At 37.6% G+C, this 23,824-nt stretch carries 23 protein-coding genes; 18 read left to right on the forward strand and 5 right to left on the reverse strand.

What is annotated here, in order from left to right; translation table 11 throughout:
* Positions 1 to 86: 86 nt before the first annotated feature.
* From IGL49_RS02120 to IGL49_RS02130, 3 genes are read left to right on the forward strand one after another with little or no spacing between them, the layout of a single operon-like run.
* Positions 87 to 1,322 carry a metallophosphoesterase family protein gene (locus IGL49_RS02120; RefSeq protein ID WP_104853935.1) on the forward strand — a complete coding sequence of 412 codons (1,236 nt, stop codon included), beginning with the start codon at positions 87 to 89 and terminating at the stop codon, positions 1,320 to 1,322.
* The gene (locus IGL49_RS02125; RefSeq protein ID WP_104853936.1) at positions 1,319 to 4,030 is read left to right on the forward strand and encodes an ATP-binding protein; all 2,712 of its coding nucleotides are present in this window, start codon (positions 1,319 to 1,321) and stop codon (positions 4,028 to 4,030) included. The genes IGL49_RS02120 and IGL49_RS02125 overlap by 4 nt, the downstream gene beginning before the upstream one ends.
* On the forward strand, positions 4,027 to 4,971 hold the full coding sequence (locus IGL49_RS02130; RefSeq protein ID WP_104853937.1) for a 3'-5' exoribonuclease YhaM family protein: 945 nt from the start codon (positions 4,027 to 4,029) through the stop codon (positions 4,969 to 4,971). The genes IGL49_RS02125 and IGL49_RS02130 overlap by 4 nt, the downstream gene beginning before the upstream one ends.
* A 39-nt stretch (positions 4,972 to 5,010) precedes the next feature.
* Here the strand turns inward: IGL49_RS02130 and IGL49_RS02135 are convergent, their stop codons facing one another.
* The 3 genes from IGL49_RS02135 to IGL49_RS02145 all read right to left on the reverse strand — a co-directional run bounded on the left by IGL49_RS02135 (position 5,011) and on the right by IGL49_RS02145 (position 6,973).
* A complete protein-coding gene (locus IGL49_RS02135; RefSeq protein ID WP_010774502.1) occupies positions 5,011 to 6,039 on the reverse strand; it encodes a peptidylprolyl isomerase in 1,029 nt (342 codons plus the stop codon).
* 163 nt (positions 6,040 to 6,202) lie between these two features.
* Complete coding sequence (locus IGL49_RS02140; protein WP_002355526.1) at positions 6,203 to 6,547, reverse strand: YtxH domain-containing protein; 345 nt, start codon at positions 6,545 to 6,547, stop codon at positions 6,203 to 6,205.
* Positions 6,548 to 6,973, reverse strand: coding sequence for an HIT family protein (locus IGL49_RS02145; protein WP_104853938.1), 426 nt, complete (start codon positions 6,971 to 6,973; stop codon positions 6,548 to 6,550).
* Between the two features lie 215 nt (positions 6,974 to 7,188).
* Here IGL49_RS02145 and IGL49_RS02150 point away from each other — a divergent pair, with 215 nt between their 5' ends.
* The 4 genes from IGL49_RS02150 to trmB all read left to right on the forward strand — a co-directional run bounded on the left by IGL49_RS02150 (position 7,189) and on the right by trmB (position 10,764).
* Positions 7,189 to 7,926, forward strand: coding sequence for an ABC transporter ATP-binding protein (locus IGL49_RS02150; RefSeq protein ID WP_002363160.1), 738 nt, complete (start codon positions 7,189 to 7,191; stop codon positions 7,924 to 7,926).
* Between the two features lies 1 nt (position 7,927).
* Entirely contained in the window at positions 7,928 to 9,139 is a 1,212-nt protein-coding gene (locus tag IGL49_RS02155; protein WP_104853939.1) for an ABC transporter permease, read from the forward strand.
* 128 nt (positions 9,140 to 9,267) lie between these two features.
* Positions 9,268 to 10,047, forward strand: a complete 780-nt coding sequence (locus IGL49_RS02160; RefSeq protein WP_104853940.1) for a phosphotransferase family protein — start codon at positions 9,268 to 9,270, stop codon at positions 10,045 to 10,047.
* A gap of 72 nt (positions 10,048 to 10,119) precedes the next feature.
* Positions 10,120 to 10,764, forward strand: coding sequence for a tRNA (guanosine(46)-N7)-methyltransferase TrmB (gene trmB / locus IGL49_RS02165; RefSeq protein ID WP_104853941.1), 645 nt, complete (start codon positions 10,120 to 10,122; stop codon positions 10,762 to 10,764).
* Between the two features lie 59 nt (positions 10,765 to 10,823).
* On the opposite strand, the gene IGL49_RS02170 is transcribed toward trmB, so the two are convergent.
* On the reverse strand, positions 10,824 to 11,570 hold the full coding sequence (locus IGL49_RS02170) for a MurR/RpiR family transcriptional regulator (RefSeq protein WP_002363162.1): 747 nt from the start codon (positions 11,568 to 11,570) through the stop codon (positions 10,824 to 10,826).
* A gap of 177 nt (positions 11,571 to 11,747) precedes the next feature.
* Between IGL49_RS02170 and pfkB the strand changes: the two genes are divergently transcribed.
* From pfkB to bph, 5 genes are all read left to right on the forward strand, one after another.
* Entirely contained in the window at positions 11,748 to 12,674 is a 927-nt protein-coding gene (gene pfkB / locus IGL49_RS02175) for a 1-phosphofructokinase (RefSeq protein WP_104853942.1), read from the forward strand.
* A gap of 4 nt (positions 12,675 to 12,678) precedes the next feature.
* Positions 12,679 to 14,091, forward strand: coding sequence for a PTS fructose transporter subunit IIC (locus IGL49_RS02180; protein ID WP_104853943.1), 1,413 nt, complete (start codon positions 12,679 to 12,681; stop codon positions 14,089 to 14,091).
* Between the two features lie 32 nt (positions 14,092 to 14,123).
* Positions 14,124 to 14,585, forward strand: a complete 462-nt coding sequence (locus IGL49_RS02185) for a fructose PTS transporter subunit IIA (protein WP_104853944.1) — start codon at positions 14,124 to 14,126, stop codon at positions 14,583 to 14,585.
* On the forward strand, positions 14,582 to 15,559 hold the full coding sequence (lacD, locus tag IGL49_RS02190; protein WP_104853945.1) for a tagatose-bisphosphate aldolase: 978 nt from the start codon (positions 14,582 to 14,584) through the stop codon (positions 15,557 to 15,559). Before IGL49_RS02185 ends, lacD begins: the two co-directional genes overlap by 4 nt.
* Positions 15,560 to 15,747: 188 nt before the next feature.
* On the forward strand, positions 15,748 to 16,281 hold the full coding sequence (gene bph / locus IGL49_RS02195; protein WP_002355538.1) for a biofilm phosphatase Bph: 534 nt from the start codon (positions 15,748 to 15,750) through the stop codon (positions 16,279 to 16,281).
* Positions 16,282 to 16,368: 87 nt separating this feature from the next.
* On the opposite strand, the gene IGL49_RS02200 is transcribed toward bph, so the two are convergent.
* Entirely contained in the window at positions 16,369 to 16,800 is a 432-nt protein-coding gene (locus IGL49_RS02200; protein WP_104853946.1) for a GNAT family N-acetyltransferase, read from the reverse strand.
* Between the two features lie 75 nt (positions 16,801 to 16,875).
* On the opposite strand from IGL49_RS02200, the gene IGL49_RS02205 reads away from it, so the two are divergent.
* The 6 genes from IGL49_RS02205 to IGL49_RS02230 all read left to right on the forward strand — a co-directional run bounded on the left by IGL49_RS02205 (position 16,876) and on the right by IGL49_RS02230 (position 23,811).
* Positions 16,876 to 18,090, forward strand: coding sequence for an AI-2E family transporter (locus tag IGL49_RS02205; protein WP_002384914.1), 1,215 nt, complete (start codon positions 16,876 to 16,878; stop codon positions 18,088 to 18,090).
* 174 nt (positions 18,091 to 18,264) lie between these two features.
* Positions 18,265 to 19,644 carry a hemolysin family protein gene (locus tag IGL49_RS02210; RefSeq protein ID WP_104853947.1) on the forward strand — a complete coding sequence of 460 codons (1,380 nt, stop codon included), beginning with the start codon at positions 18,265 to 18,267 and terminating at the stop codon, positions 19,642 to 19,644.
* Between the two features lie 173 nt (positions 19,645 to 19,817).
* Positions 19,818 to 21,392: a peptide chain release factor 3 gene (locus IGL49_RS02215; protein ID WP_104853948.1), complete on the forward strand. Its 1,575-nt coding sequence runs from the start codon at positions 19,818 to 19,820 to the stop codon at positions 21,390 to 21,392.
* Between the two features lie 175 nt (positions 21,393 to 21,567).
* Positions 21,568 to 22,011 (forward strand): DUF3290 domain-containing protein, encoded by a 444-nt coding sequence (locus IGL49_RS02220; RefSeq protein ID WP_104853949.1) that lies wholly within the window; start codon positions 21,568 to 21,570, stop codon positions 22,009 to 22,011.
* Positions 22,012 to 22,026: 15 nt separating this feature from the next.
* A complete protein-coding gene (locus IGL49_RS02225; protein ID WP_104853950.1) occupies positions 22,027 to 22,674 on the forward strand; it encodes a DUF421 domain-containing protein in 648 nt (215 codons plus the stop codon).
* A 66-nt stretch (positions 22,675 to 22,740) separates the two neighbouring features.
* Entirely contained in the window at positions 22,741 to 23,811 is a 1,071-nt protein-coding gene (locus tag IGL49_RS02230) for a hypothetical protein (protein ID WP_104853951.1), read from the forward strand.
* Positions 23,812 to 23,824 lie beyond the last annotated feature (13 nt).

Below are 23,824 nucleotides of genomic sequence, written 5' to 3' on the forward strand. Positions count from 1 at the left end.
AAAAAACGAACAAATTTTCGTATGTTTTTACTGACCAAGCTAGCAGAAAATGATATGATAAAGGAAGGAGAAAAGGAGGGAAAAAGATGAAACTATTGCATACAGCTGATTTACACATGGATCGGTCTTTTGAAGGGTTAACTAAGATCCCGTCAACATTAGCGAAGCGCTTAAGAGAAGTTAACCAACAATTGTTAATGAATATCGTAACAGTTGCCATTCGAGAAGCGGTGGACTTGGTTATTTTTGCAGGAGATACGTTTCATCAAAGTCAGACCTCTATTTCAATGCAAGCCCAATTAATGGCCGCATTAGAACAGTTGAAACAAGCAGAAATCCCAGTGATTTTAACATTTGGGAATCATGATTACTATAAAAAAGACCGCTATTGGTTTTCTTTTCCGGATAATGTTTTTTTATTTGAAAAAGAAACGGTTGAGACACTGTATTTTGTAACAAAAGCTGGCGAGCAAGTGGCTGTTTCAGGGTTTAGTTATGAGCATCCCTGGATTGACGAAAATAAGGCATTAGAATTTCCTATCAAACAAGCAGATTCTGACATTCATATTGGGATTTATCATGGAGACACCAGTCGGCAAGCGCAACAAAATTATGCTCCGTTTACATGGAAGGATTTAAAAGCCACTGGCTATAATTATTGGGCATTGGGCCACATTCATCAGCCGCAAATTGTTAGTGAACAACCGCTAATTGTTTATCCTGGAACACCTCAAGGGCACACGAAAAAAGAACAGTCTTTACAAGGAGTTGCAGTGGTCACACTTTCCCGAAATCAAGCGACTGTTCAATTTGAAAAAGTCGCAGAAATAGATTGGACGAATGAAGAAGTATCTCTTGCGCAATGCCGTGACACCCAAAGCGTTTTGTCGTATCTTGAAACCAGTTTGCTGACGAAGTGGCATGCGCAACAGCAACAGCAATTGATGGCGTTGACACTGAAAGAAACGCAACATTTGGATGTGACCGTCGTGCAAGCCATTGTCAATGGTGAACTATTAAGCTATTTACAGCAGCAGCTTTTACAAAAAACGCAAGGTGATTTTTTTGTTTATCGCCTAATATTGCAAGCAGAGGAACCAACGAAAGAACCGATCTATTTAGCCGCTAGTCCCAACTTATTAACAGCATTAGAAAAAACATACTTAGATCCAGTTATTTTTGAAGATACCACCAAGGAATTGTTACGTTATCCAGAATTTGCTGGAATTTTTTCAATGGATGAGCAGTGGCGATTAGAGAGCTTGCGCCTAGCACATGAGCAAATTAATGAAGACTTTACTATTCAGGAGGACCCACTATGAAATTACTCGCAGTAGAGATTGTGGGCTTTGGAAAATGGCAACAACAGAAAATTACATTTGAATCTGGTAATCAATTGCTGTACGGCGCAAATGAAGTTGGCAAGTCCACATTGTATCAATTCATTCAAGCAATGCTGTTTGGTTTTCCCACAAAGGGCAAAAGAAAACGCGATTACGCACCTAAAAATGGTGGTTCGTATGGTGGTCGTTTGTGGTTGGAACATCCTGTGTTTGGGGAAGTTCAAGTCGAGCGTTTTAAAGAAAAAAATAAAGGGCAAGCAATCATTTATTATCAACAACAAATGGGGGATGAAAAAACCTTACAGCAAATGTTACATCCGCTAACGAAAAAGTTATTTCAAGAGGTTTTTACTTTCCAACAAGAACAATTAATTACGAGTGACAAGTTGACAGAAGAGGAACTGCAAACATCCTTGTTAGCCATTGGTGTTTCTGGTAGTCAACAACTTTTGACTTACCGAAATGCGTACTTTAAAGAAGCACAAAAAATCTTTAAAGGTAAAGGGCAGCAGCCATTACTCAATCAGAAGTTGGCGGCTTATCAAGAATTAAAAGAGCAAATTCAAGAGAAAGAAGCGCAGCAACAAACTTTTCAACAATTAAAAGAAACGATTCGCGAAACAGAACAACAGCGAGTGACACTGCAACAGCAACTAAAAGAAACGCAACAGGACTTGTTACAGGTTGCGGAACAGCAACGTCACTTTCCCTTGTACGAAGAATGGCAGTCGCTACCTGAAGAAACAGAGAACGTTGTTTTAGTAAAAGAAGACCAAGTTCAATTAGAAGAAACCTTTCAAGAATATATGTACCTAGACAAAGAACGACAACGTTTGACCAAAGAGTTATCTCTTCAGTCAGAAGCACTCGATGTTCCAGCAGGCTATGCTTTTTACCTAGAACAAGAAGCATTAATTCAACAATTGTTGAATCAACGCTATGATATGCAACAATTGATGACCGAATCGGAATGGATGACCCAAACCTTTGATCAAAATCGTCAAGAAATGGTCCTTTTGGAGAACGAATGGTCATGGTCGCCTGAACGACCACCACAGCTTTTTTATGACAACGAAACCGTTCAAAAGTGGCGCCAACAACAAGTTGCATATACCCAGGCTCTTCAAAAAAGCCAAGAACAAAAAGCATTCTTGGCTTCTCAAATTGAAAATCTGGAAGACCAGTTAACGGACTTTGAAAAAGAGCATGCCGCATTTTTTGGTGAAGCGACGCGGGCCCAAAAAGCGCAGAAAACAAGTCAGCCACTATGGTTATTGCTAGGAAGTGTCCTTGCATTACTCGGTTTCTTTTTACCAAGCCCTTTAAAATGGGGCCTAGTTCTCGTGGGAGTTAGTCTTATCGTAAAAGAAGTGCTTAGCTACGCCACTAGAAAAGAAGCTTCTTCTGATGAAGTGAAAGAAGAATGGCAAACGAAACTTTCGCAACTAGATTATTTAAATGAACAGTTCCAACAAGCGCTGAATCAAGAACGTGAGGCACAACTGCAAGTGGAACAACTTGAACAAGCAGTAGCGGAGCAAGCTCACCTTCATCAATTAGGAAAAATGCAGCAAATTGATACATTAATGAATCAGCGGGAATTGATTACGCGCTATTTATTGCTTGTTCAAACAAATGAAGAACTCATGAGTCAATTGAAAGAAAACCAACAAAAACGCCAAGTATTTGAAGAGCAAGTCGCCCCATTGATGACGCATTTACCCTTACAAGGAAAGAGCCTTTCCGAAAAGTTACACTTTTTAGAAGGATTTGCTGAAGAAATGGAGAAAGTTCGTTTTGCTCAGGAGTATCAAGCAGATGGCTATCTCAAACAGCAGTTACGAGAGTTGAAAACTAAACAGCAAGAAGCATTAACACGAATTCAGCCTTTACTGATTCGTTATCGGATTCTATCAATCGCTGATGTTCCAATGAGGATTCAACAGCTGACCACTCAGCAAGCTCAAGTTGGTCGTGGGCAAGAATTAGCGACACAATTAGGCAATCTGTTTCCAGAAGCGGTAACAGAAGCAACGTTAAAAGACCGTTCTTTACAACTGGCGCAGCAACAAGCACTGGAAGAAAGTCGGTTAGATAAATTACAAGAGCAGTATCAAGCGCTGATTTATGAAAAACAACAATTAATGATGGATGGTACCTTAGATGAGTTGTATCAACGCCAAGCAATTTTAAAAGCGGAAATCAAAGAACTAGCTCAACGTTGGTCGGGTTATCAACTAGCGGGACAACTGTTAATGGACTTATTAACAGAGCTTTCGGAACAACAATTGCCCAGCTTATTACAGTATGCATCAAGCTACTTTGCACTTTTAACAAACCAACGCTATCAATCAATCCAAGTAGCCGAAGGTCAACTAGTCGCGGTAACGAAAGAACAAGAAATGTTTTATTTACATGAATTATCAACTGGCACTAAAGATCAATTGATGATGGCTGTTCGTTTTGCCTTTTTAGCAGTTCAAGGCGAACAACTGATTTGTCCAATTATCATTGATGACGGTTGGTTACACTATGATCATCAAAGAAAAGCCCAATTAGCTGAATTATTTACTAAGTTTGGTCAAAAACAGCAAGTCATTTGTTTTTCTTCTGATCAAGAAATGGTAAGCTATTATCAGGACCTACAACAAAGAGTAATTGCGTTAGAAGGAGGAAGCGTCAAGTGAAAAAATTACGTGAATTAACAGTAGAAGAACTTTTTGAATCATTTGTTCTAATTAAAAATGCCGATGTGCGTGTAGCTAAAAATGGGAAAAAGTTTATTGCCTTTACTTTTCAAGACACATCTGGCACGATTGACGGAAAATATTGGGACGCCTCTGAGGATGAAATTACACGATTTACTGCGGGGAACGTTGTTTTACTGAATGGAAAACGAGAAGTTTATCAAAATAAACCCCAAGTAAAAATTTTACACATGCGTTTAGCGACAGCAGAGGAACCAAGCCAGCCAACTTTATATATGGAACGAGCGCCTTTGAAAAAAGAAGAGATGGTCGAGGAAATCAATCAAGTAATTTTTGAGATTACCAATGCTCATTGGAATCGTATTGTGCGCTATCTTATGACGAAATACCAACAAGAATTTTATGAATTTCCTGCAGCCAAACGGAACCATCATGCCTTTGCAAATGGCTTAGCTTACCACACTGTCTCAATGTTGCGCCTAGGCAAAGCAATTGCTAAGGAATATCCTGAAATTAACACGTCACTATTATACGCGGGGATTATTTTACATGACTTAGGCAAAGTTTTAGAGTTATCTGGCGCTATTACGACAGAATATACGGTGGCAGGGAACTTAATTGGTCATTTAGTTTTGGTGGATGAGGAAATTACCAAGGCGTGTTTGGCCTTGAAAATTGATGATCGAGAAGAAGACGTTGTCGTCCTGCGACACATGGTCTTAGCCCACCATGGGTTATTGGAATATGGCTCACCTGTGCGACCAAGAATTATGGAAGCGGAAATCTTACATCAAATTGATACCATGGATGCGTCCATTCAAATGATGCTAGGGGCCATTCGTCAAACACAGCCTGGGGAGTATACGGAACGAATCTTTGGTTTAGACAATCGCAGTTTCTATGTTCCGAAAGATAAATAAAAAAAGGGGGTGGTCAATTGACCACTCCCTTTTGTATGTTTATTTAGAAGAAGATTCTGTTGTTTTACTTGAAGAATCTGTTGCTTTTTCAGAGTCGCTTGTTTTGGTATCACTTGTTTTAGAATCACTTGATTTTGATTCTTTTTTCTCTGAAGAAGCGCTTGAAGATTCAGTTTGCATGTAGCCTGCTAAAGCATTCTTGAAGGCATCATCTTTAATTTTCACATTGGCCGCTTTTAATTCGTCACTAATAACTTTTGCTTGGAATGTTTGATCGGCTAATTTTGTATCTTCAGCAATTTTCTTGATCTCTTTTTCATAAGGTTTCATGTCATTGCCTTTTGCTTTGTTTTTCGTCATTTTCACTACATAGTAAGTTGTTTGGTACGTTTGTGCGTTTGTTGCAGCAATTGGTTCTGATACTTCGCCATCTTTTAGTTTGAAGGCTGCTTCTTTAACTTCGGCAGGAACAGTTGTTGATTGTGAATCAAATTTAATTTTACCGCCGTCTTTTTTCGTTGCAGCATCGGTTGATTTGTCTTTGGCAATTTTTGCGAAATCGCCGCCGTCAGTGATCTCTTTCTTGACAGCTTTGGCATCATCTTCTGAAGCAACTTGGATAATTTGTGCTTCTACTTCTGGATGGAAGCTTGCCCAAGCTGTTTTTAAGTCTTCATCTGTAATTTTTAAATGATCTTTCAAACCTACTTGCATTGCTTCGGCTTGTTTTAATTGCTTCTTGAATGATTTTTCAGTTAACCCAGCTTGTGTTAGTGCATCAGAGAATTTTCCACCTTGCGCTTCCACTTGTTTTTTAGCATCATCAAATTTCTTTTGAATGGCTTTATCAGTTACTTTGTCGCCATATTTTTCATCAAAGACTTTATAAATAACCATTTGGCTAAACGCTTGTTGGCTCGTACTTTGTTCTTTAATTTGGTTATAAAAATCATCAACAGTAATTGTTGAACCTTTCATTGTTGCGATATCTTTTGAACCGCTTGAACACGCTGCTAAACTAAAAACGGCCATTGCGCCCGCTGCAGCTAAGATTAGTTTTTTCTTCATTCTCTTATGCACTCCTGTTTTTTTTAGTTTTATTTCTGTTATAACTATACCATACCTTATTTTGAAAAAGAAAGAGTCTCAGGCATAGTTTCAAACAAAATTCGTATTTACGTCACACTTTTTATTTTTTTAATAACAAAAGAAATAATTAACATCAAAGACTTTACTTTTGCTTGTTGGTTTGTGTGTCAGGTAATTCAGCCGTGATTTTGGCAATTTGTTCTTTAATTTGAGCAATCCGAGGTTCCGCTTGGAATTTGAAATCAGTGATTTCTTGTTGCAGGTCTTTTGAAAATTCAGTTGCCAGAGGAACGTTTTCTTCGACAACTGCCAAATTTCGTTGCACCTGATCCCAGTCATTCGTGACTTGATTTTTCAGTGAACGATAGTCCTCTAGCTCATTGATTAAATGTTGGCGCGTTTCTTTCCCGCTTCTTGGAGCAGCCAACAATCCGCCAATGGTACCAGCAGCTGCGCCAAAAAAGAGACCTTTAATAAATTTTTTCATTTAGTTCACCTGCTTTGCAATGGTCTCAGCAATTTCTTGCATCGCTTCGGCGGAGTAGTCCTCTTGATGGTTGCCAAAATGAATAGAGAAATCATCTTCTTTTGAATAACGGGGAATCAAATGAACGTGGGAATGGAAAACGGATTGATAAGCCACTTCCTTATTGTTATTTAAAATGTTTAATCCTGCCATTTCTGGAAAAGCTTTTTCTAATGCTCGTGCTACTTTAGGAATACGAGCAAAGACGTCGCTTGCTAAAACGTCATTATATTCAAAAATATCAGCAACGTGTTGTTTTGGAATCATTAAGGTATGCCCTTTGGTCACTTGTGTAATGTCTAAAAACGCGTAGACTTTCTCGTCTTCATAGACTTTATAACTTGGGATTTCGCCGTTGATAATTTTACAAAAAATACAATCATTCATGAAAAATTCCTCTTTTCTCTAGGTTCTTTCCTTTACTTTACCACAAGTTGATTTCTCTGTGGATGAAAAAGTACGTGAGTTCGCTAAAAAGTTCGTTTCATTTCGTGTATAATAAGAGAAAGAAAAAAATCCATTTAATTAAGGGAGTAATTTTTGAATTCTTGGTTCGCTTAGGGTTTAATAATGGTAGAGAGAAAAGGTTGGAGGCAAAAGAAATGAGCTTAACAATTGAACATTTAACAGGAGGTTACGGCCATATTCCTGTCTTAAAAGATATTAATTTTGACGTCAAGTCTGGTGAAATGGTTGGTTTAATCGGCTTGAATGGTGCGGGGAAAAGCACCACCATCAAAAATATTATTGGGTTACTTACGCCGCAAAAAGGCAAAATTATGATTGACGGGGAAACATTGCAACAAGCCCCCGAAGAATATCGCAAAAAAATCGGGTATATTCCGGAAACACCTTCTTTATATGAAGAATTAACATTGAAAGAGCATATCGAAGTAACGGCGTTGGCTTATGATATTCCATTAGAAGAAGCATTCAAACGAGCGGAACCATTACTAAAAACGTTCCGTTTAGACAATAAATTGGAATGGTTTCCTGCTAATTTTTCAAAAGGCATGAAACAAAAAGTCATGGTACTTTGTGCATTCTTAATTGAACCGAGTTTATATATTATTGATGAACCTTTTCTAGGCTTAGATCCTTTAGCAATTCATGCTTTGTTAGAGTTAATGGATACGATGCGTAAGCAAGGGGCAGCGATTTTAATGTCCACGCATATTTTAGCAACAGCTGAAAAATATTGTGATCGTTTTGTGGTGCTACACGAAGGGAAATTACGGGCAAACGGTACAATGGCTGAATTACGTGCAGAATTTAATTTACCAGAGTCTTCTTTAGATGATATTTATCTTGCCTTGACGAAGGAAGAAAAGGTGGGGTAACATGGGCGAATTTTTTAGTCAACGTTTGTCACGGCATTTCAAAAAAATGTCCAAGTACTTGCGCTATATTTTAAATGATCATTTTGTTTTAGTCTGTATGTTTTTATTAGGCGGATTGGGTCTGTACTATTCCCAGTTGTTAAAAGAATTACCTCGTGATTTTGTTTGGGGCAGGCCGTTAATTCTGTTGGGCTGGCTGCTACTCATTCAAGTTGGTAAGTTGGCCACTTTGACAGAAGAGCCAGACAAGGTGTTTTTATTACCAAAAGAAAAACAATTTTCTGCTTATCTGAAACGAGCACTGCGCTACTCTTTACTTTTACCGATTGTGGTCAGCTTTCTAGGAAGTGGCCTATTGATGCCGTTGATTGTAGTCACAACAGGTTGGTCGTTTCAAACCTTCTTTTTATTTTTGGTCATGCTAGTTTGTATGATTTATACACATCTTAGTTTACAAAACTATGGGCTCTATCATCTTTCGTCAACCACTTACCGTAGTTGGTGGTTTGTTTGGTTGATCAGTAGTCTCTTGATTATGACGGGAGCCATTTACTGGACACCTTGGTTTGGTGTGATTGGCGGTATCGTTCTGGCCGTTTGTTTATCGAGTATTTGGCAAAATAAGATGAAACAGAGTTTCTTGGATTGGGAAAAAATGATCCAAAAAGAACAAAACAGAATGCATAGAATTTATAAATTCATTCAGCTATTTACAGATATTCCTGAAGTGAGTAGTACAGTGAAACGTCGCAAATACTTAGATCCTTTCCTAGGAGTAGTCAAAAAAACATCTGAGAATACGTATGCTTACTTATTCATTCGGAGCTTTTTACGAGGCAGCGAATATAGCGGCTTATTGTTTCGTTTGATTTTGGTTGGTGGCGTGCTACTCTTCTTTTTACAAGAATTCTGGATTGCGTTGGTAGTTGCTTTATTGTTTGTCTATTTAATCGGGTTCCAGTTGATTCCCATGTACACGCAATTTGATTATATGGTGATGACACAGCTATATCCAATTTCAATAGAAAAAAAACAAGCAGCGATTCGCCAGTTAATTGGCGGCGCATTGTCTGTTGCGGCCCTAATTTTTGGTGGGATTGTCTGCCTTCGTTTAGGCAGTTTGCAAAATAGCTTGCTCATTCTGGGTGCCTTAATTGTTGAAGTTGTGATTTTCACTAAAATGTATGTTCCAATGCGCTTGAATAAGCTATAAAGATGAGAAAACCAAGCAAAATTTACAAAAGAACCACATAGAAGCTTGACGAAGCAAGGTTTGGCGACTAAAATGGTAATTGCTGTAAAAATTGCAATAAAATTGTGTTGAGATAGGAGATAATTTCCATGGAATTTCAGTTGGATAAAGACTGGCGTCTGCAGCCGATAAAGGGCGCAACTGGTCAAACATACATGGGAATAAAAGAAACAGAGAAAGTGTTCATTAAACGAAACACTTCTCCACTTCTTGCAGCATTGTCTAAAGAAGGGTTAGCCCCGAAGATGATTTGGACAAAGCGGACAGCGAATGGCGACGTACTAACAGCCCAAGAATGGCTGGAAGGACGTTTATTACAGGCGGACGAAATTGGCAAACGCAATGACGTGATTGACGTCTTATACCAATTGCATCATTCCAATTTGCTGAAAGACATGTTGAAAAAAATTGGTGGTGAAGTTTGTACCCCGCTAACAATGTTGAAAGAGTACAAGCGCCAACTACCTAAAGAATTAAAACGAAACAGTTATTTAAAAGAAGTAATCACTTATTTATATAATCATTTACCAGAATATCCAGAAACTAGCTATGTGGCTGTCCACGGCGATGTGAATCATCGGAATTGGTTAGTCTCGAATAATTATCTCTATTTAGTAGATTGGGATTCTGTGATGGTCGCGGACCCAGCGGTAGATTTAGGAATGATTTTGAGTCATTATGTGCCTCGTTCCGGTTGGAATCAATGGTTACTATCTTATGGTTTAATTCCTAATGAAAGTACGGTTCAACGAATTTATTGGTATGGTTTATTTAGCTTTTTACAAGAGATTGTTCGTCATCACCAAGAAGGCGAAAGAAGAGCCATGACTGCAGAAATTTTACAATTAAAACGAATGTTTAGTAGTTAAACTAATTCATTTAACATCCACACAGGCTGGCGAATTTCACCAGTCTGTTTTTAAAAGAAAGGAATTTTAAATATGCGTGTAAGAAATAGACCCGGAGCAGCAGAATATATGGCAAAATATCCACAATACGTGGTAGAAGGTCCTGAAAAATGGCAAGGGAAATGGCAAGAACGTTTTGGCAATAATCAGCCCATCCACATTGAAATTGGTTCAGGTAAAGGTCGTTTTATTTATGAAATGGCTAAAGCACACCCTGAAATTAATTATATTGGTATCGATATGCAATTAAGTATTTTATCGATTGCATTAGATAAGCTAGTGGCCGAGCCGTTACCTAATCTACAGTTATTGCGAGTAGACGGCGAAGCATTAACAGAATATTTTGCTGAAAATGAAGTAGATTTAATCTATTTAAATTTTTCAGATCCTTGGCCAAAGAAAAAACATGAAAAACGTCGTTTAACGTATAAAAACTTTTTAGCGACAGATGAAATTATTTTAAAACCAAATGGAGAAATTCATTTTAAAACGGATAATCAAGGGCTCTTCGAATACTCATTAAGTAGCTTTTCTAAATATGGCATGATTATTGAACGTGTGTGGCTGGATTTGCATAATAGCGAGTTTGAAGGCAACATCATGACAGAATACGAAGAAAAATTTTCTAGTCGTGGTCAACGAATTTATCGAGTAGAAGCACGTTTTGTTGCAAAATAAAAACAAGCATTCCTTTATTTTAAGTGAAGGAATGCTTGTTTTTTATTATTTAAGAAAGCCTAAGTTGTCGTTCTTAAAGCATAGGCATCCAATAAAATTCTTGCCAGAATGGATAATGGTAACCGTGAACGCACTTCATAATCGGGGAAAAAGGAGCCTTCTGATTTGAAGCCCACGAACGGAATTTCAATGTATTTCATTAAACTAGAGTGTTTGCTTGCGGTTAAAAGGATCGTCCCAATTTCTGAGTCGTAACAGTTTTTACCAGCGACAACTAATTCTTGGGTTTCCCCGTTTAAAGAAACAAAAAGAGCCACATCTTTTTTTGATAACTTTTTACTAATATTTTTAATAATTTCTGGGTCCGTATGCAGTTCACAGTATTTGCCAGCCAATTGAAACTTAACCATCATTTCCTGAGCAATTAATTCTGAAAAACCTCTAGCAAAGATAATAATCCGTCGAGAAGCTTTGATTTTTTGGATCGCATCTTCGATATTACCAATTTCAATCATGTTAATCGTGCGAGTTACTTCTTCTTCATTCTTTAAAATGGCCGTCCGGATTCCTCGGTCTACTTTTTCTAATGCTGAAAAATTTATATTTTGGTTTTCTTTATCTTTCAAGTGATGCTTGAAGGATGTGAAACCTTCATAGCCTTTCTTTTTCATGGTTCTTACAATTGTCGCAGTTGATACGTTGGCTCGTTCGCTTAATTTTACAATGGAATAATCAGGGATTTCTAAAATATGTGTTTCGATAAAATGCCAGAGATATTGCTCTGACTCACTCAATTTTTGTTCCATAATGGCTAGCCCTTCTTTCTTTCGCTAAAAAACATTTATAAGCCTATTTTTAATGAAAAAAAATAAAAAAGCTAGAGAAATTATGAAATTGTAAATGTTTTCTATATTTTTGCGAAAGAATGAAAACCTTTACATAGTATTTTGAGACATAATAAAGAGGAGGAAGGAGGAACTACAGTGACTATTTATACATGTACATTAAATTTAGCCATTGATTTATTTATCGAAACAGAAGAGCTAGTTCCTTTTGTCGTGAATCGCACGAAGGAAGATGATATTCAAGCAAACGGGAAAGGAGTCAATGTTTCCCTAATTTTAAAGATGTTAGGGATTGATAATACCGCTTTGGGAGTCAAAGCTGGTTTCACTGGGAATTATGTCGAGGATTATTTAAAAGAAAAAGAGATAACCACTGACTTTATCGAAGTCGCTGGCACAACGAGAATCAATGTGTTTACAAAAGTTACCAACGATCAAAAGGAATACAAATTAGTCAATAAGGGACCAAAATTATCTGAAGAACATGTACAGCGTTTTTTGAAAAAAATTTCAGAGTTACGTAAAGGGGATTATTTGTGCGTATCAGGAAGTTTACCACAAGGGGTTTCGCCAAGTATTTTGATTGAAATTAGCCGAATTTGTTTTGAAAAGCAGGTGTTCTTAATTTTAGACAGTAGTTATGAAGAAATTTTAGATTGTTTGCCATATCAACCATTTTTATTGAAACCAAATGAAGAAGAACTTCAAGAGTGGTTTCATACAGAAGTGCAGACTAAGGACGATTACATTTTTTACGGACAAGAATTACTGAAGCGGGGAGCCAAAAACATTTTACTTTCTTTAGGTAGTGACGGGGCCCTATTTATGAATAATGAAAAGGTCCTTTCAGGTAATTCACCAACTGGAATGGTCGTGAATACAGCTTGTTCCGGGGATGCAATGTTAGGTACCTTTTTAGCTGGCTGGCATCAAGGACTTTCATTAGAAAAAAATTTAAAAAGAAGTATTGCAGCAGGTAGTTCAACAGCATTTCGCAAAGGATTGACAGATTTTTCAGATGTTCAGGAGTTAGAGCAACAAATAAAGATTCAAGAGGAGGAATAAACAGATGGCTACGTATCAATTAATAGCTGCTACAGGTTGTCCGACGGGAATAGCGCACACGTATATGGCACAAGAGGCATTGGAACAAGCTGCGAAACGTAAAGGTATTACTATTAAGGTTGAAACACATGGTCAGATTGGTATAGAAAACGAGTTAACACCTGCAGAAATCCAAGGAGCGGAGGCAGTCATTATTGCTGCCGACAAAGACGTTCAAGCAGAACGTTTTGCTGGAAAACGAATCATTGATGTTCCTGTCAGTGTGGGTATTAAAGAAGCAGATCGCTTAATTGAAGAAGCACTCGCAGGAAAAGGAATGATTGCGGCCGAAAACCAAGCAGTGGACGAACTTGAACAGGAGACACAGATTTCTTCAGGAAATGTTGGACATAGTATTTATAAAAATTTAATGAATGGTGTCTCTCACATGTTGCCATTTGTAGTAGCAGGCGGCGTTTTAATTGCTCTTTCTTTTGCTATTTGGGGTATTTATTCATTTGATCCAGAAAGTAGTCAGTATAATGCTACCGCTGCTATGTTAAAAAGTATTGGTGATGCCTCAATGGGCATGATGGTGCCAATCTTATCTGCGTATATCGCAGAGGGGATTGCCAAACGACCTGGTTTGGTTGTGGGCTTTGTCGGTGGTTTGATTGCTAACACTGGTGGCACAGGCTTTTTAGGAGGGATATTATCTGGTTTCCTTGCTGGGTATTTCATTCTGTTATTACAAAGAGTATTTAAAGGTTTGCCTAAATCATTAGATGGTTTAAAAGCAATTTTCCTTTATCCAGTTATTGGCGTTGCAGTGATTGGTATCACTATGTCTTTATTAGCAGATCCGATGAAAGCTGTTAACGAAGGAATGATGAGCTTTTTAGCTAGTTTCCAAAACTCAAGTCCATTGGTTTTAGGAATTATTGTGGGTTGTATGTGCGCGTTTGATATGGGAGGTCCAGTTAATAAAGCGGCCTATGTTACTGGGACAGCTCTCTTAGCTCAAGGCAATACTTCTTTTATGGCAGGAGTTTCTGCTGCCTGCATAGCGCCACCTCTAATTACAGGCTTTGCTACATTATTCTTTGGAAAATACTTTGACACAAATGAACGCAATGCGGGATTAGTGAACTTTATTTTAGGCTCTACACATATTACAGAAGGCGCTATTCCGTTTGCAGCAAAAGATCCATTGAAGGTTTTACCGATTATGATGCTCGGATCTTCAATTGCAGCAGTCCTAACGTATATGTTTGGGGTACAAGTGCCAGCGCCTCATGGAGGATTTCTTGTTTTACCAGTTGTTACTCACGCTGTTCAATGGGTTCTAGCAATTTTAGCTGGTTCATTGGTAGGCGGTTTATTGCTAGGATTTGTACAAAAAAGTAGAATCGCCAAACAAGAGCAATCGTTATCATAAAAACGAAATAACAGGAATTAGGAGTGGATGGAATGGCTTTTATTAAAGAAAATCATATTTTTTTAAATCAACATTTACAAACGCAAGAGGATGTTTTTCGCTTTTTAGCAAAAAAGTCAACAGAATTGGATGTTGCTCAGGACGCACAGGAAGTTTTCAATAAGCTGAACGAGCGAGAACAAGAAGGAACAACGGGGATGATGAATGGGTTTGCGATACCTCATGCAAAAGCAGCAACGATTCAACAAGCAGCCATTATCATTGTTACCTTGGACCAAGGTGTTGAGTGGCAGAGCCTTGACAACCAATTAACGGAGTTTGTGATTGCGCTGTTTATTCCAGATGCCGAAGCTGGCACGACACATTTGAAATTACTCTCTTCCGTTGCGCGCCTCTTATTAAGAGAAGAAATTACTTCTGGCCTGAAACAAGCAAGTTCGCCAGCTGAAATCGCTACGTTACTAAATAATCAATTGAGTGAGGGAACAGAATGAAAAAAATTAGTGAACAAAAACGTAAACATTTAGAAAATCTGGTAGATAATCAAGGGATTATTGGAGCACTAGCCATTGATCAACGTGGGGCCTTAAAACGCATGATGGGAAAATACAAAGAGGTGACTGCGCAAGAAATTAGTGACTTTAAAGTATTAGTATCTCGTTGCTTAACGCCAGAGACTTCAGCAATTTTGTTGGATCCAGAATATGGCTTAGCTGCTGCTGAAAATCGAGCACAGACTTCAGGTTTGTTACTTGCGTATGAAAAAACGGGCTACGATGCATCGACACCAGGACGGTTACCCGATAGTCTTGATGTTTGGTCGGTTAAGCGTTTAAAAGAAGCGGACGCAGACGCGTGTAAATTTTTACTTTACTACGATGTTGACGAAAGTGAAGCAATCAATGAACGAAAGAAAGCTTATATAGAACGGATTGGTTCAGAGTGTTTAGCCGAAGAAATTCCATTCTTTTTAGAAATTGTCTCTTATGATGCAAACAATTCGGATAGTACTTCAAAAGAATACGCTAAAGTAAAACCGCACAAAGTAATTGAAGCGATGAAAGAATTTTCAAAAGATCGCTATAATGTTGATGTTTTAAAAGTAGAAGTCCCGGTGAACATGAATTTTGTAGAAGGTTTTGGTACTGAAAGTCTTTATAGCCAAGATGAAGCGCAGGCTTTTTTCAAAATGCAAAGTGAAGCAACTCAACTTCCATTTATTTTCTTGAGTGCAGGGGTTAGTGCTACGATGTTTCAGGAAACATTGAAATTTGCAAAAAAAGCAGGTTCCTCGTTTAATGGAGTTTTATGTGGTCGCGCAACTTGGGCAGACGGTGTGCTTCCATTTGTCCAACAAGGTGCTGAAGAAACCATTGCGTGGCTTGAAACAACAGGTAAAACAAATGTTGAAGAATTAAATCAGGTTTTAAGAGAGAACGCAGTATCAGTCTTTGAAAAAATACAATAATTAAGCTGAAAACATTTACTGAATTTGAACTAATTGGTCATCTAAATTAAATTTTTTCAGAAATCGTCTTCTTTAAGTGAACTCAATGTACGCAAACTCAAAAGATATGATATAATTATTTCGATATCGATGTATGAACACCCAAAAAGTAACATTGCTTTACTTTATTTGGGGAAAGTTGGGGTATTATGGGAATTCCTAAAGAAGGCGAGTTTGTAACCATTCAGAGTTATAAACATGACGGACATTTACATCGAACGTGGCGTGATACGATGGTACTAAAAACGAGCGAGTATTCTTTAATTGGTGTGAACGATCACACGTTAGTAACGGAATCCGACGGACGTCGGTGGGTGACTCGTGAACCAGCCATTGTTTATTTTCACAAGAAATATTGGTTCAATATAATAGCAATGATTAGAGAAAAGGGGGTTTCGTATTACTGCAATCTGGCTTCGCCGTATGTTTTAGATGACGAAGCGTTGAAGTATATTGATTATGATTTAGATATCAAGGTTTTTCCAGATGGTGAAAAACGTTTACTAGACGTTGATGAATATGAATTTCATAGTAAACTAATGGATTATCCAGAAGATATTGACTTCATTTTAAAAGAAAATGTCAAGACTTTAGTGGATTGGATTAATAACGAAAAAGGCCCCTTCTCGCCCGAATATGTAGATATCTGGTATCAACGTTATCAACAGCTATCAAAAAAATAGCCGATGTAAACAGCCCACAAAAGGAGCTTGGAGCATTAGCCAAAATGGCTAATGCTCCAAGCTCTAAATTTTCTGATTTAAATGATGTTATAGTTCTTTATTCATTTCGTAGTGTTCAATGCCGGCATCCATAAAAGGCGCCCCTGTTTTTTGATAGCCTAAACGTTCATAAAAGCCTACAGCGGTGACTTGTGCCCCTAGTGTAATCTTGTGGTAGCCTTGTTCTTTGGCAAAATTTTCCGCCGCTTCCATAATCACTCGTCCATAGTCGGCGCCACGGTAAGCTTTTTCAACGGCCATTCGTTGTAATTTTATAACGCCATTTTCTAGTGGAAGCAAGCGACAAGTTGCGACAGCTACATGATCTGTATACAAAACAAAGTGAATACAACATGCTTCATATTCATCGATTTCCATCTCTTCTGGTACCCCTTGTTCCGCTACGAATACGCGTTGGCGAAGCCGGACAGCATCTAAATAAAGATCACTCATGGTATCTTTGGTTTGAGCTACATGCATAGAAAAACCCCCAAGTTCAGAATCTGTTTCTATTTTATTATACCACGAAAAAGTTCTAGCAATGAAGTATTCTCAATGACTGAGGGGGGAAGGTGTGATAAAATAAAACAGCAACAATTGAATAAAAATAAAGGAGGAGCCGCTGTGATTAATCGATTTAAAGAATCGAAATTATTTTTCTGGTCAGTTGAATTACTTGTCGTGGCCATGCTATTATTTATTGCTTCGAAAATTAATTTCTTATTTGCACCGATTGGGACATTCTTTTCAACGTTGTTTGCCCCAGTCTTAGTAGCAGGCTTTTTGTATTATTTACTAAATCCTGTGGTCAATCTACTAATGAAGACGAAAATGAAACGAATTTATGCCGTCTTACTGGTATTCTTATTACTAATCATCGCCTTAGTTCTGATCTTATTAACAATTATCCCTAAGTTGGCAGATCAGCTAGCTAGTTTAGCATCAAGTATGCCGGATTTCTTTAAACAAGTGGAGACCTGGATTTATGAGATTGCGGAGTTACCTATTTTTAAACAAATTGATTTAACAAGCTATATTGAAAAAATGGATATTTCTTATGCAAACATTATCCAACAATTTTTAAGTAGTTTATCAAGTAGCTTAGGTTCAATCGTATCAACGGTGGCATCAACCACTATTGTTTTGGTCACTGCGCCATTTATTTTATTTTATATGTTAAAAGATGGTGATAAGCTAGTACCAGCGATTCAGCGCTTTTTACCTGAGAAAAGAAAAGATGATATTGTAGATCTTTTAGGACAATTGAACCAAACTTTATCTAGTTATATTAGTGGACAAGCGATTGAATGTTTATTTGTCGGTACATTTACGATTATTGGGTATTCATTACTTGGCGTTCGTTATGCCTTTTTATTTGGTGTCATTGCCGGCTTTACGAATTTGATTCCCTATCTAGGCCCTTATTTAGGCTTAGCGCCCGCTGTCTTAGTGACCATCTTTAATGAACCCGTCAAAGCAGCCTTATGTTGTTTAGTGGTGCTAGTGGTTCAACAATTGGACGGAAATATTATTTATCCAAACGTTATTGGAAAATCTCTAAAAATCCATCCATTAACGATTATTTTAATTTTATTGGTAGCAGGAAATTTAGCAGGTTTGCTAGGTATTTTCCTCGGTGTCCCATTTTACGCAATCTGCCGGACCATTATCTACTATGTTATTGATATGGTCAAAGCGGGTCGTAGTGAAAAAGTTACCAATGCCGTTCTTTTAGGGAATGAAACAAATACGAAAGAAAATAACGGTTAATGATTGAATCCGCTAATCTTTCGTGCTATGATTTTATGGATTAGGATAGAAAATAACCTGTCATAATACTGATTGTGTCTGTTTCTAAGCCTAACCATAAAAAGAGGAAGAACGTTAAAAGAGTACGAAAGTACAGCCTCAGAATTATCAACAATTAAGGAGAGAGAGAACATTATGAATAATGCTGACCCTGAGAGTCAGTCGCTAATTGCGCAACTTCTATTATTAGTCGTGTTGACGTTTATCAATGCCTTTTTGGCAGCGGCGGAAATTGCAGTCGTATCTGTTAACAAGAATCGTGTGGAACAAAAAGCGGAAGACGGCGACGCAAAAGCTCAAAAATTGCTTAAGGTATTGCAAGACCCCAATAACTTTTTATCCACAATCCAAGTAGGGATTACTTTGGTTAATATCCTATCTGGTGCTTCATTAGCAGAGACTTTATCTAGTCGTTTGGCCCCTGTATTAGGTGGTGGCGCCGCAGCTAAGAGTCTTGCCAGTATCATTATCTTAGCATTGTTAACGTACGTTTCTATTGTATTTGGTGAATTATATCCTAAACGAATTGCTATGAATAAATCAGAAGAAGTCGCTCAATTGACTTCTGGTGCAGTCCGCTTTTTAGGAGTCATCGCGCGTCCCTTCGTTTGGTTGCTATCGGCTTCGACCGATTTATTATCTAAAATCACACCAATGACTTTCGATGATGCTGATTCGAAGATGACACGAGATGAAATGCGCTACATGCTTGAAACAGAAGGTGTTTTGGAAAACGAAGAACTAGAAATGCTACAAGGTGTCTTTTCATTAGATACAAAAGTGGCACGAGAAGTAATGGTTCCTCGGACAGACGCATTCATGGTTGATATCCAAGATGATGTCCAAGAAAACATCAATTTAATTTTAGGAGAAAATTATTCTCGGATTCCTGTTTATAGTGAAGACAAAGATAAAATTGTTGGTATTTTACATACCAAAACGTTATTAAAAGCTGCACGTAATTTAGGCTTTGAAAACATTGAATTAGGCGCAATCATCCAAGAACCATTATTTGTTCCAGAAACCATTTTTATTGATGATTTACTTTATGAGTTAAAACGAACACAAAACCAAATGGCGATTTTACTAGATGAATATGGCGGTGTTGTTGGTTTAGCAACACTGGAAGACTTACTAGAAGAAATCGTTGGTGAAATTGATGATGAAACAGATGAAGTAGAAAATTTATATACACAAGTAGATGACAATGAATATTTGGTTCAAGGGCGCATGTTAATTGACGAATTTAATGAAGTATTCGAAACAGATTTACACATGAGCGATGTTGATACGATGGCAGGTTACTTAATTACAGCGTTAGGAACCATTCCTGATGAAGGAGAAAAACCTTCTTTTGAAGTGGGCAATATTAAGTTAACTGCTGAAGAAATGGAAGGCACACGTTTGCTAGTCTTACGCGTTTATTTCTATGATGAAGAAACTGTCGATGAAGAACCAGAAGAAAATCGTCGTTTTTTCCGTAAAGAGTTGGAAGATGACGAACCAAGACGTTAAAAATAACCTGTGGCATCAGTCATTTTGACTAATGTCGCAGGTTTTCCTTTTAAAAAACAGCCAATAGCCGCTCTTTATTCTCAAGGCTTGACATGATATACTAGCAAAGGTTAAACAAAAATTATGCTGAAGAAAATAAATAAATAGACATCACAAGTGATAAGGAGATTTTTATGACGATCAATCAAAAAGAAGCAGTCGATAGTCGCCGTACGTTTGCGATTATTTCCCATCCGGATGCTGGGAAAACAACGATTACTGAACAATTACTATTATTTGGGGGCGCCATCCGCCAAGCTGGAACAGTCAAAGGGAAAAAAACAGGCAACTTTGCCAAATCTGACTGGATGGAAATTGAAAAACAACGGGGAATTTCGGTAACGAGTTCTGTGATGCAGTTTGACTATCAAGACAAACGGATTAATATCTTGGATACCCCAGGGCATGAGGATTTCTCAGAGGATACGTATCGGACATTAATGGCCGTGGATAGTGCTGTAATGGTTATTGATAGTGCCAAAGGGATTGAAGCACAAACGAAAAAACTTTTCCAAGTTGTTAAAAAACGTGGTATTCCAATTTTTACCTTTATTAACAAATTGGACCGTGACGGACGGGAACCATTGGAACTTTTAGAAGAATTGGAAGAACTTTTGGATATTGAATCTTATCCAATGAACTGGCCAATTGGTATGGGGAAGGGGCTAGAAGGTCTATACGATATTTATAATGAACGTGTGGAATTATATCGTCCAGAAAATAATGGCGGGGAGCGTTTTATTCCCTTAAAAGATGGCGATATCCCAAGCGATTTACCATTGCACGATAACAGTGTTTATCAACAAGTGTTGGAAGATGTTGAGTTATTGGTAGAAGCAGGTGATGAATTTAGCGAGGAAAAAATCGCTCGCGGTGATCAAACGCCGGTCTTCTTCGGTTCTGCTTTGACAAACTTTGGGGTTCAAACATTTTTAGAAACCTTCTTACAATTTGCGCCTGCACCACATGCGCATAAAACAGAAGAGGGCGGCGAAGTAAGTCCTTACGAAAAAGAATTTTCAGGCTTTGTCTTTAAAATTCAAGCGAATATGAACCCAGCCCATCGTGATCGAATTGCCTTTGTTCGAATTTGTTCAGGTGTTTTTGAAAGAGGCATGGACGTGACCTTAGGTAGAACAGGTAAAAAAGTCAAATTAAGTAACGTGACGCAATTTATGGCGGATGCCCGCGAAAACGTCACAGAAGCTGTTGCAGGCGATATTATCGGCGTGTACGACACGGGAAATTACCAAATTGGCGATACTTTGTATGAAGGGAAAATGAATGTTCAATATGAAGAGTTACCGTCATTTACCCCTGAATTATTCATGAAAGTGACTGCCAAAAACGTGATGAAACAAAAATCTTTCCACAAAGGCATTTACCAACTGGTTCAAGAAGGAGCCATTCAATTATATAAAACATATTTAACGGAAGAATACATCATTGGCGCGGTAGGTCAATTGCAGTTTGAAGTTTTCCAATACCGAATGTCTAATGAATATAACGCCGAAGTGGTAATGACGCCAATGGGTTCTAAAATTGCCCGCTGGATTAATCCAGAAGATTTAGATGAACGCATGAGCTCTAGCCGAAACATTTTGGCACGGGACCGTTTCGACCAACCATTGTTCTTGTTTGAAAACCAATTTGCGGAACGCTGGTTTGCGGATAAATATCCAGATGTTGAACTGAAAAGTTTGATGTAAAATTAATTTGTAATCAATCAGTAGCTGAATCTTTAGAAGATTGAAGCTCGGCGTAGTCATTCTCAAGATGATTGCGCTGAGCTTTTTCTTCTTATAAAGCACTAAAGCAAGCGTGATTGTTTTTTTTGAGATAGAATAATTACTATAACGAACCTATCAAGGAGTGGACAAGAACATGAATTTTTATGGCATCGAGTATTTAAAAGGCCAATCTAATTTAAATGATTACTTAAAGTATTTTTTTATTTTTGCTTTGTTAATCGGGCTAGTCATTGTGTTTAGTTTCTATGTGCGACATCAAATTCAAACGAAATATCGTGAATTAAGTATTATTATTTTTTTATCATTGTTATTTGTTTTAGGAGTTCAATATTCCAATTATCAACTGAACCAAAATCAGCATTCACAATCTTCACAAATGGTACATTTTGTTGAACAAGTGGCACAGGAAAAAAAGGTTTCTCCAGAAAAAGTTTATGTCAATGGTACACAATTGGCTGACGGAACCATAGTTAAAATTGACGAAGTCTTTTATAAAATGAGTTTAAGTACGGATCAGCAGTCTTATACGTTACAAGAAACGTATTTATTAACACCAACGATTGAAATAATAAAGTAAAGTGAGGGAAAATTAATGCAGTTTTATAGTCCAATTATTATTAAATTTGCTTTAGGTATTATTTGTTTAATTGTCCAAATTAATTTGATGGGAAAAGGCAATTTGGCGCCCACATCGGCCATGGATCAAGTGCAAAACTATGTATTGGGGGGCATTATTGGTGGTGTCATTTATAATGATTCAATTACGGTACTCCAATTTGTATTAGTGTTAATTTTGTGGACATTATTAGTCTTAATTTTAAAATTTGCAAAAGAACACAATCGCTATGTGAAACAAATTGTGGATGGTAAACCCATTACTTTAATTAAGGATGGACAGGTTGAGGTGAAGGAATGTTTGAAAAATGGTATTTCTGCAAATGATCTGATGTTTAAACTACGAGCAAATGGTATTTATGAAGTCCAGCTTGTTAAACGGGCGGTTTTAGAACAAAACGGTCAATTAACGATCGTCGAATACGGCGATGAAAGTATTCGTTACCCGATTATTGTGGACGGTCAAGCCAACATGGATGTCCTGGAGTTAATCAAAAAAGATGAGCACTGGCTATTAACGCAAATCCAAGAACAAGGCTTCCAAAGATTACAGGAAATCTATTTAGGTGAATATTTATCTGGACAGTTAAGTTTATCGCCATATGAAGAAAAAACAATTGCGTAGCTATACTTTTCATCCTACTTATATTAAAATTAAATGGTAATTCAATGAGTTTTAAAAGGAGGAAAAATGAAAACTAAAAAGATAGTTGTCGGGTTATTTTGTTCAATGATTGTTTTAATGGGGTGCCAACCAGATCAACGAACTGAAAAAATGAAAGAAAGTACTGAAGCAGAAGCAGGCCAAGTAACGAGTGGTGCCTCGGCAGCCACTAATGCCACTTCTATAAAGCAGGAGGCGCAGGCAAACACGAATAATCAATCGAAAGAGAGTGCTGCCAAAGTGAGTTATGAGCGTAATGGACATACCTTTGAAGTTGATGCTGTTTCTGGCGCTACAGTAGAAGCTAATAATGGACAATCAGTAATTAGTCCAGAAGAAAAAGCCCAGAAGATGTATTGGTCAGGTCGTCCAGAAATCGGAGAAGTTCAAGGGGATTATTATCATCATGAAGTCGTGTTTGATGGCGGCTATACGGCTTTAATTGATGTCGTTGTTAAGGATCAACAAATTCAGTTAGTGGAATTTGATGAACGCGGACCTAAAAACTATTATTCTGAAGAATGGGCAGGAGTGACAAAACGTTTATCCGGCTATGCAAATTTTCAAGCGAACAACGCCCGAACCGATCAATCCTTAGTGACCGTTGTTAATACGATGACTTTTTTAGAAAATCAAATGGTTGCTGAAAATCGTCTAGATGGCGCCTTCCAGACAGCCAAAGGTCAATCCAATAGCGCTAATAATGGCTATCTTCCTGCTGCTAGGGCTTTAGCCAAGGAAATTAAAGAACCATCAAAAGAACATTATACAAGTCTAACAGAAGATTTTGGAGAGGGGCTTTCTGGACGTTTAACTGTTATTACGTTAAAAGATTCAGGGAAAATAACCGATCTTCGTTATGATGAATATTTTGCAGATACAGAAGAAGAGATTAAAGATGCGAAACTGAAGGCTTATTCCCGCCAATCAAAATATTTTTCAAAAGATTATGCTCAAAAATCGGGAGAAAATTTCAAAAAAGAAGTGGATGACTTAAGAAAAAAAGCAATTGAGGAAAACAAATTAGTCAGTCTGACAAATGAGGAAGCCTGGTCGGAAAATTATCAAAGCCTTGTAAAAAAAATAACGTCACAATAAATTAAAAAACTGC

Origin of the sequence: Enterococcus sp. DIV1337a (assembly GCF_051712285.1) — a bacterium.
Lineage (GTDB): Bacteria > Bacillota > Bacilli > Lactobacillales > Enterococcaceae > Enterococcus > Enterococcus faecalis.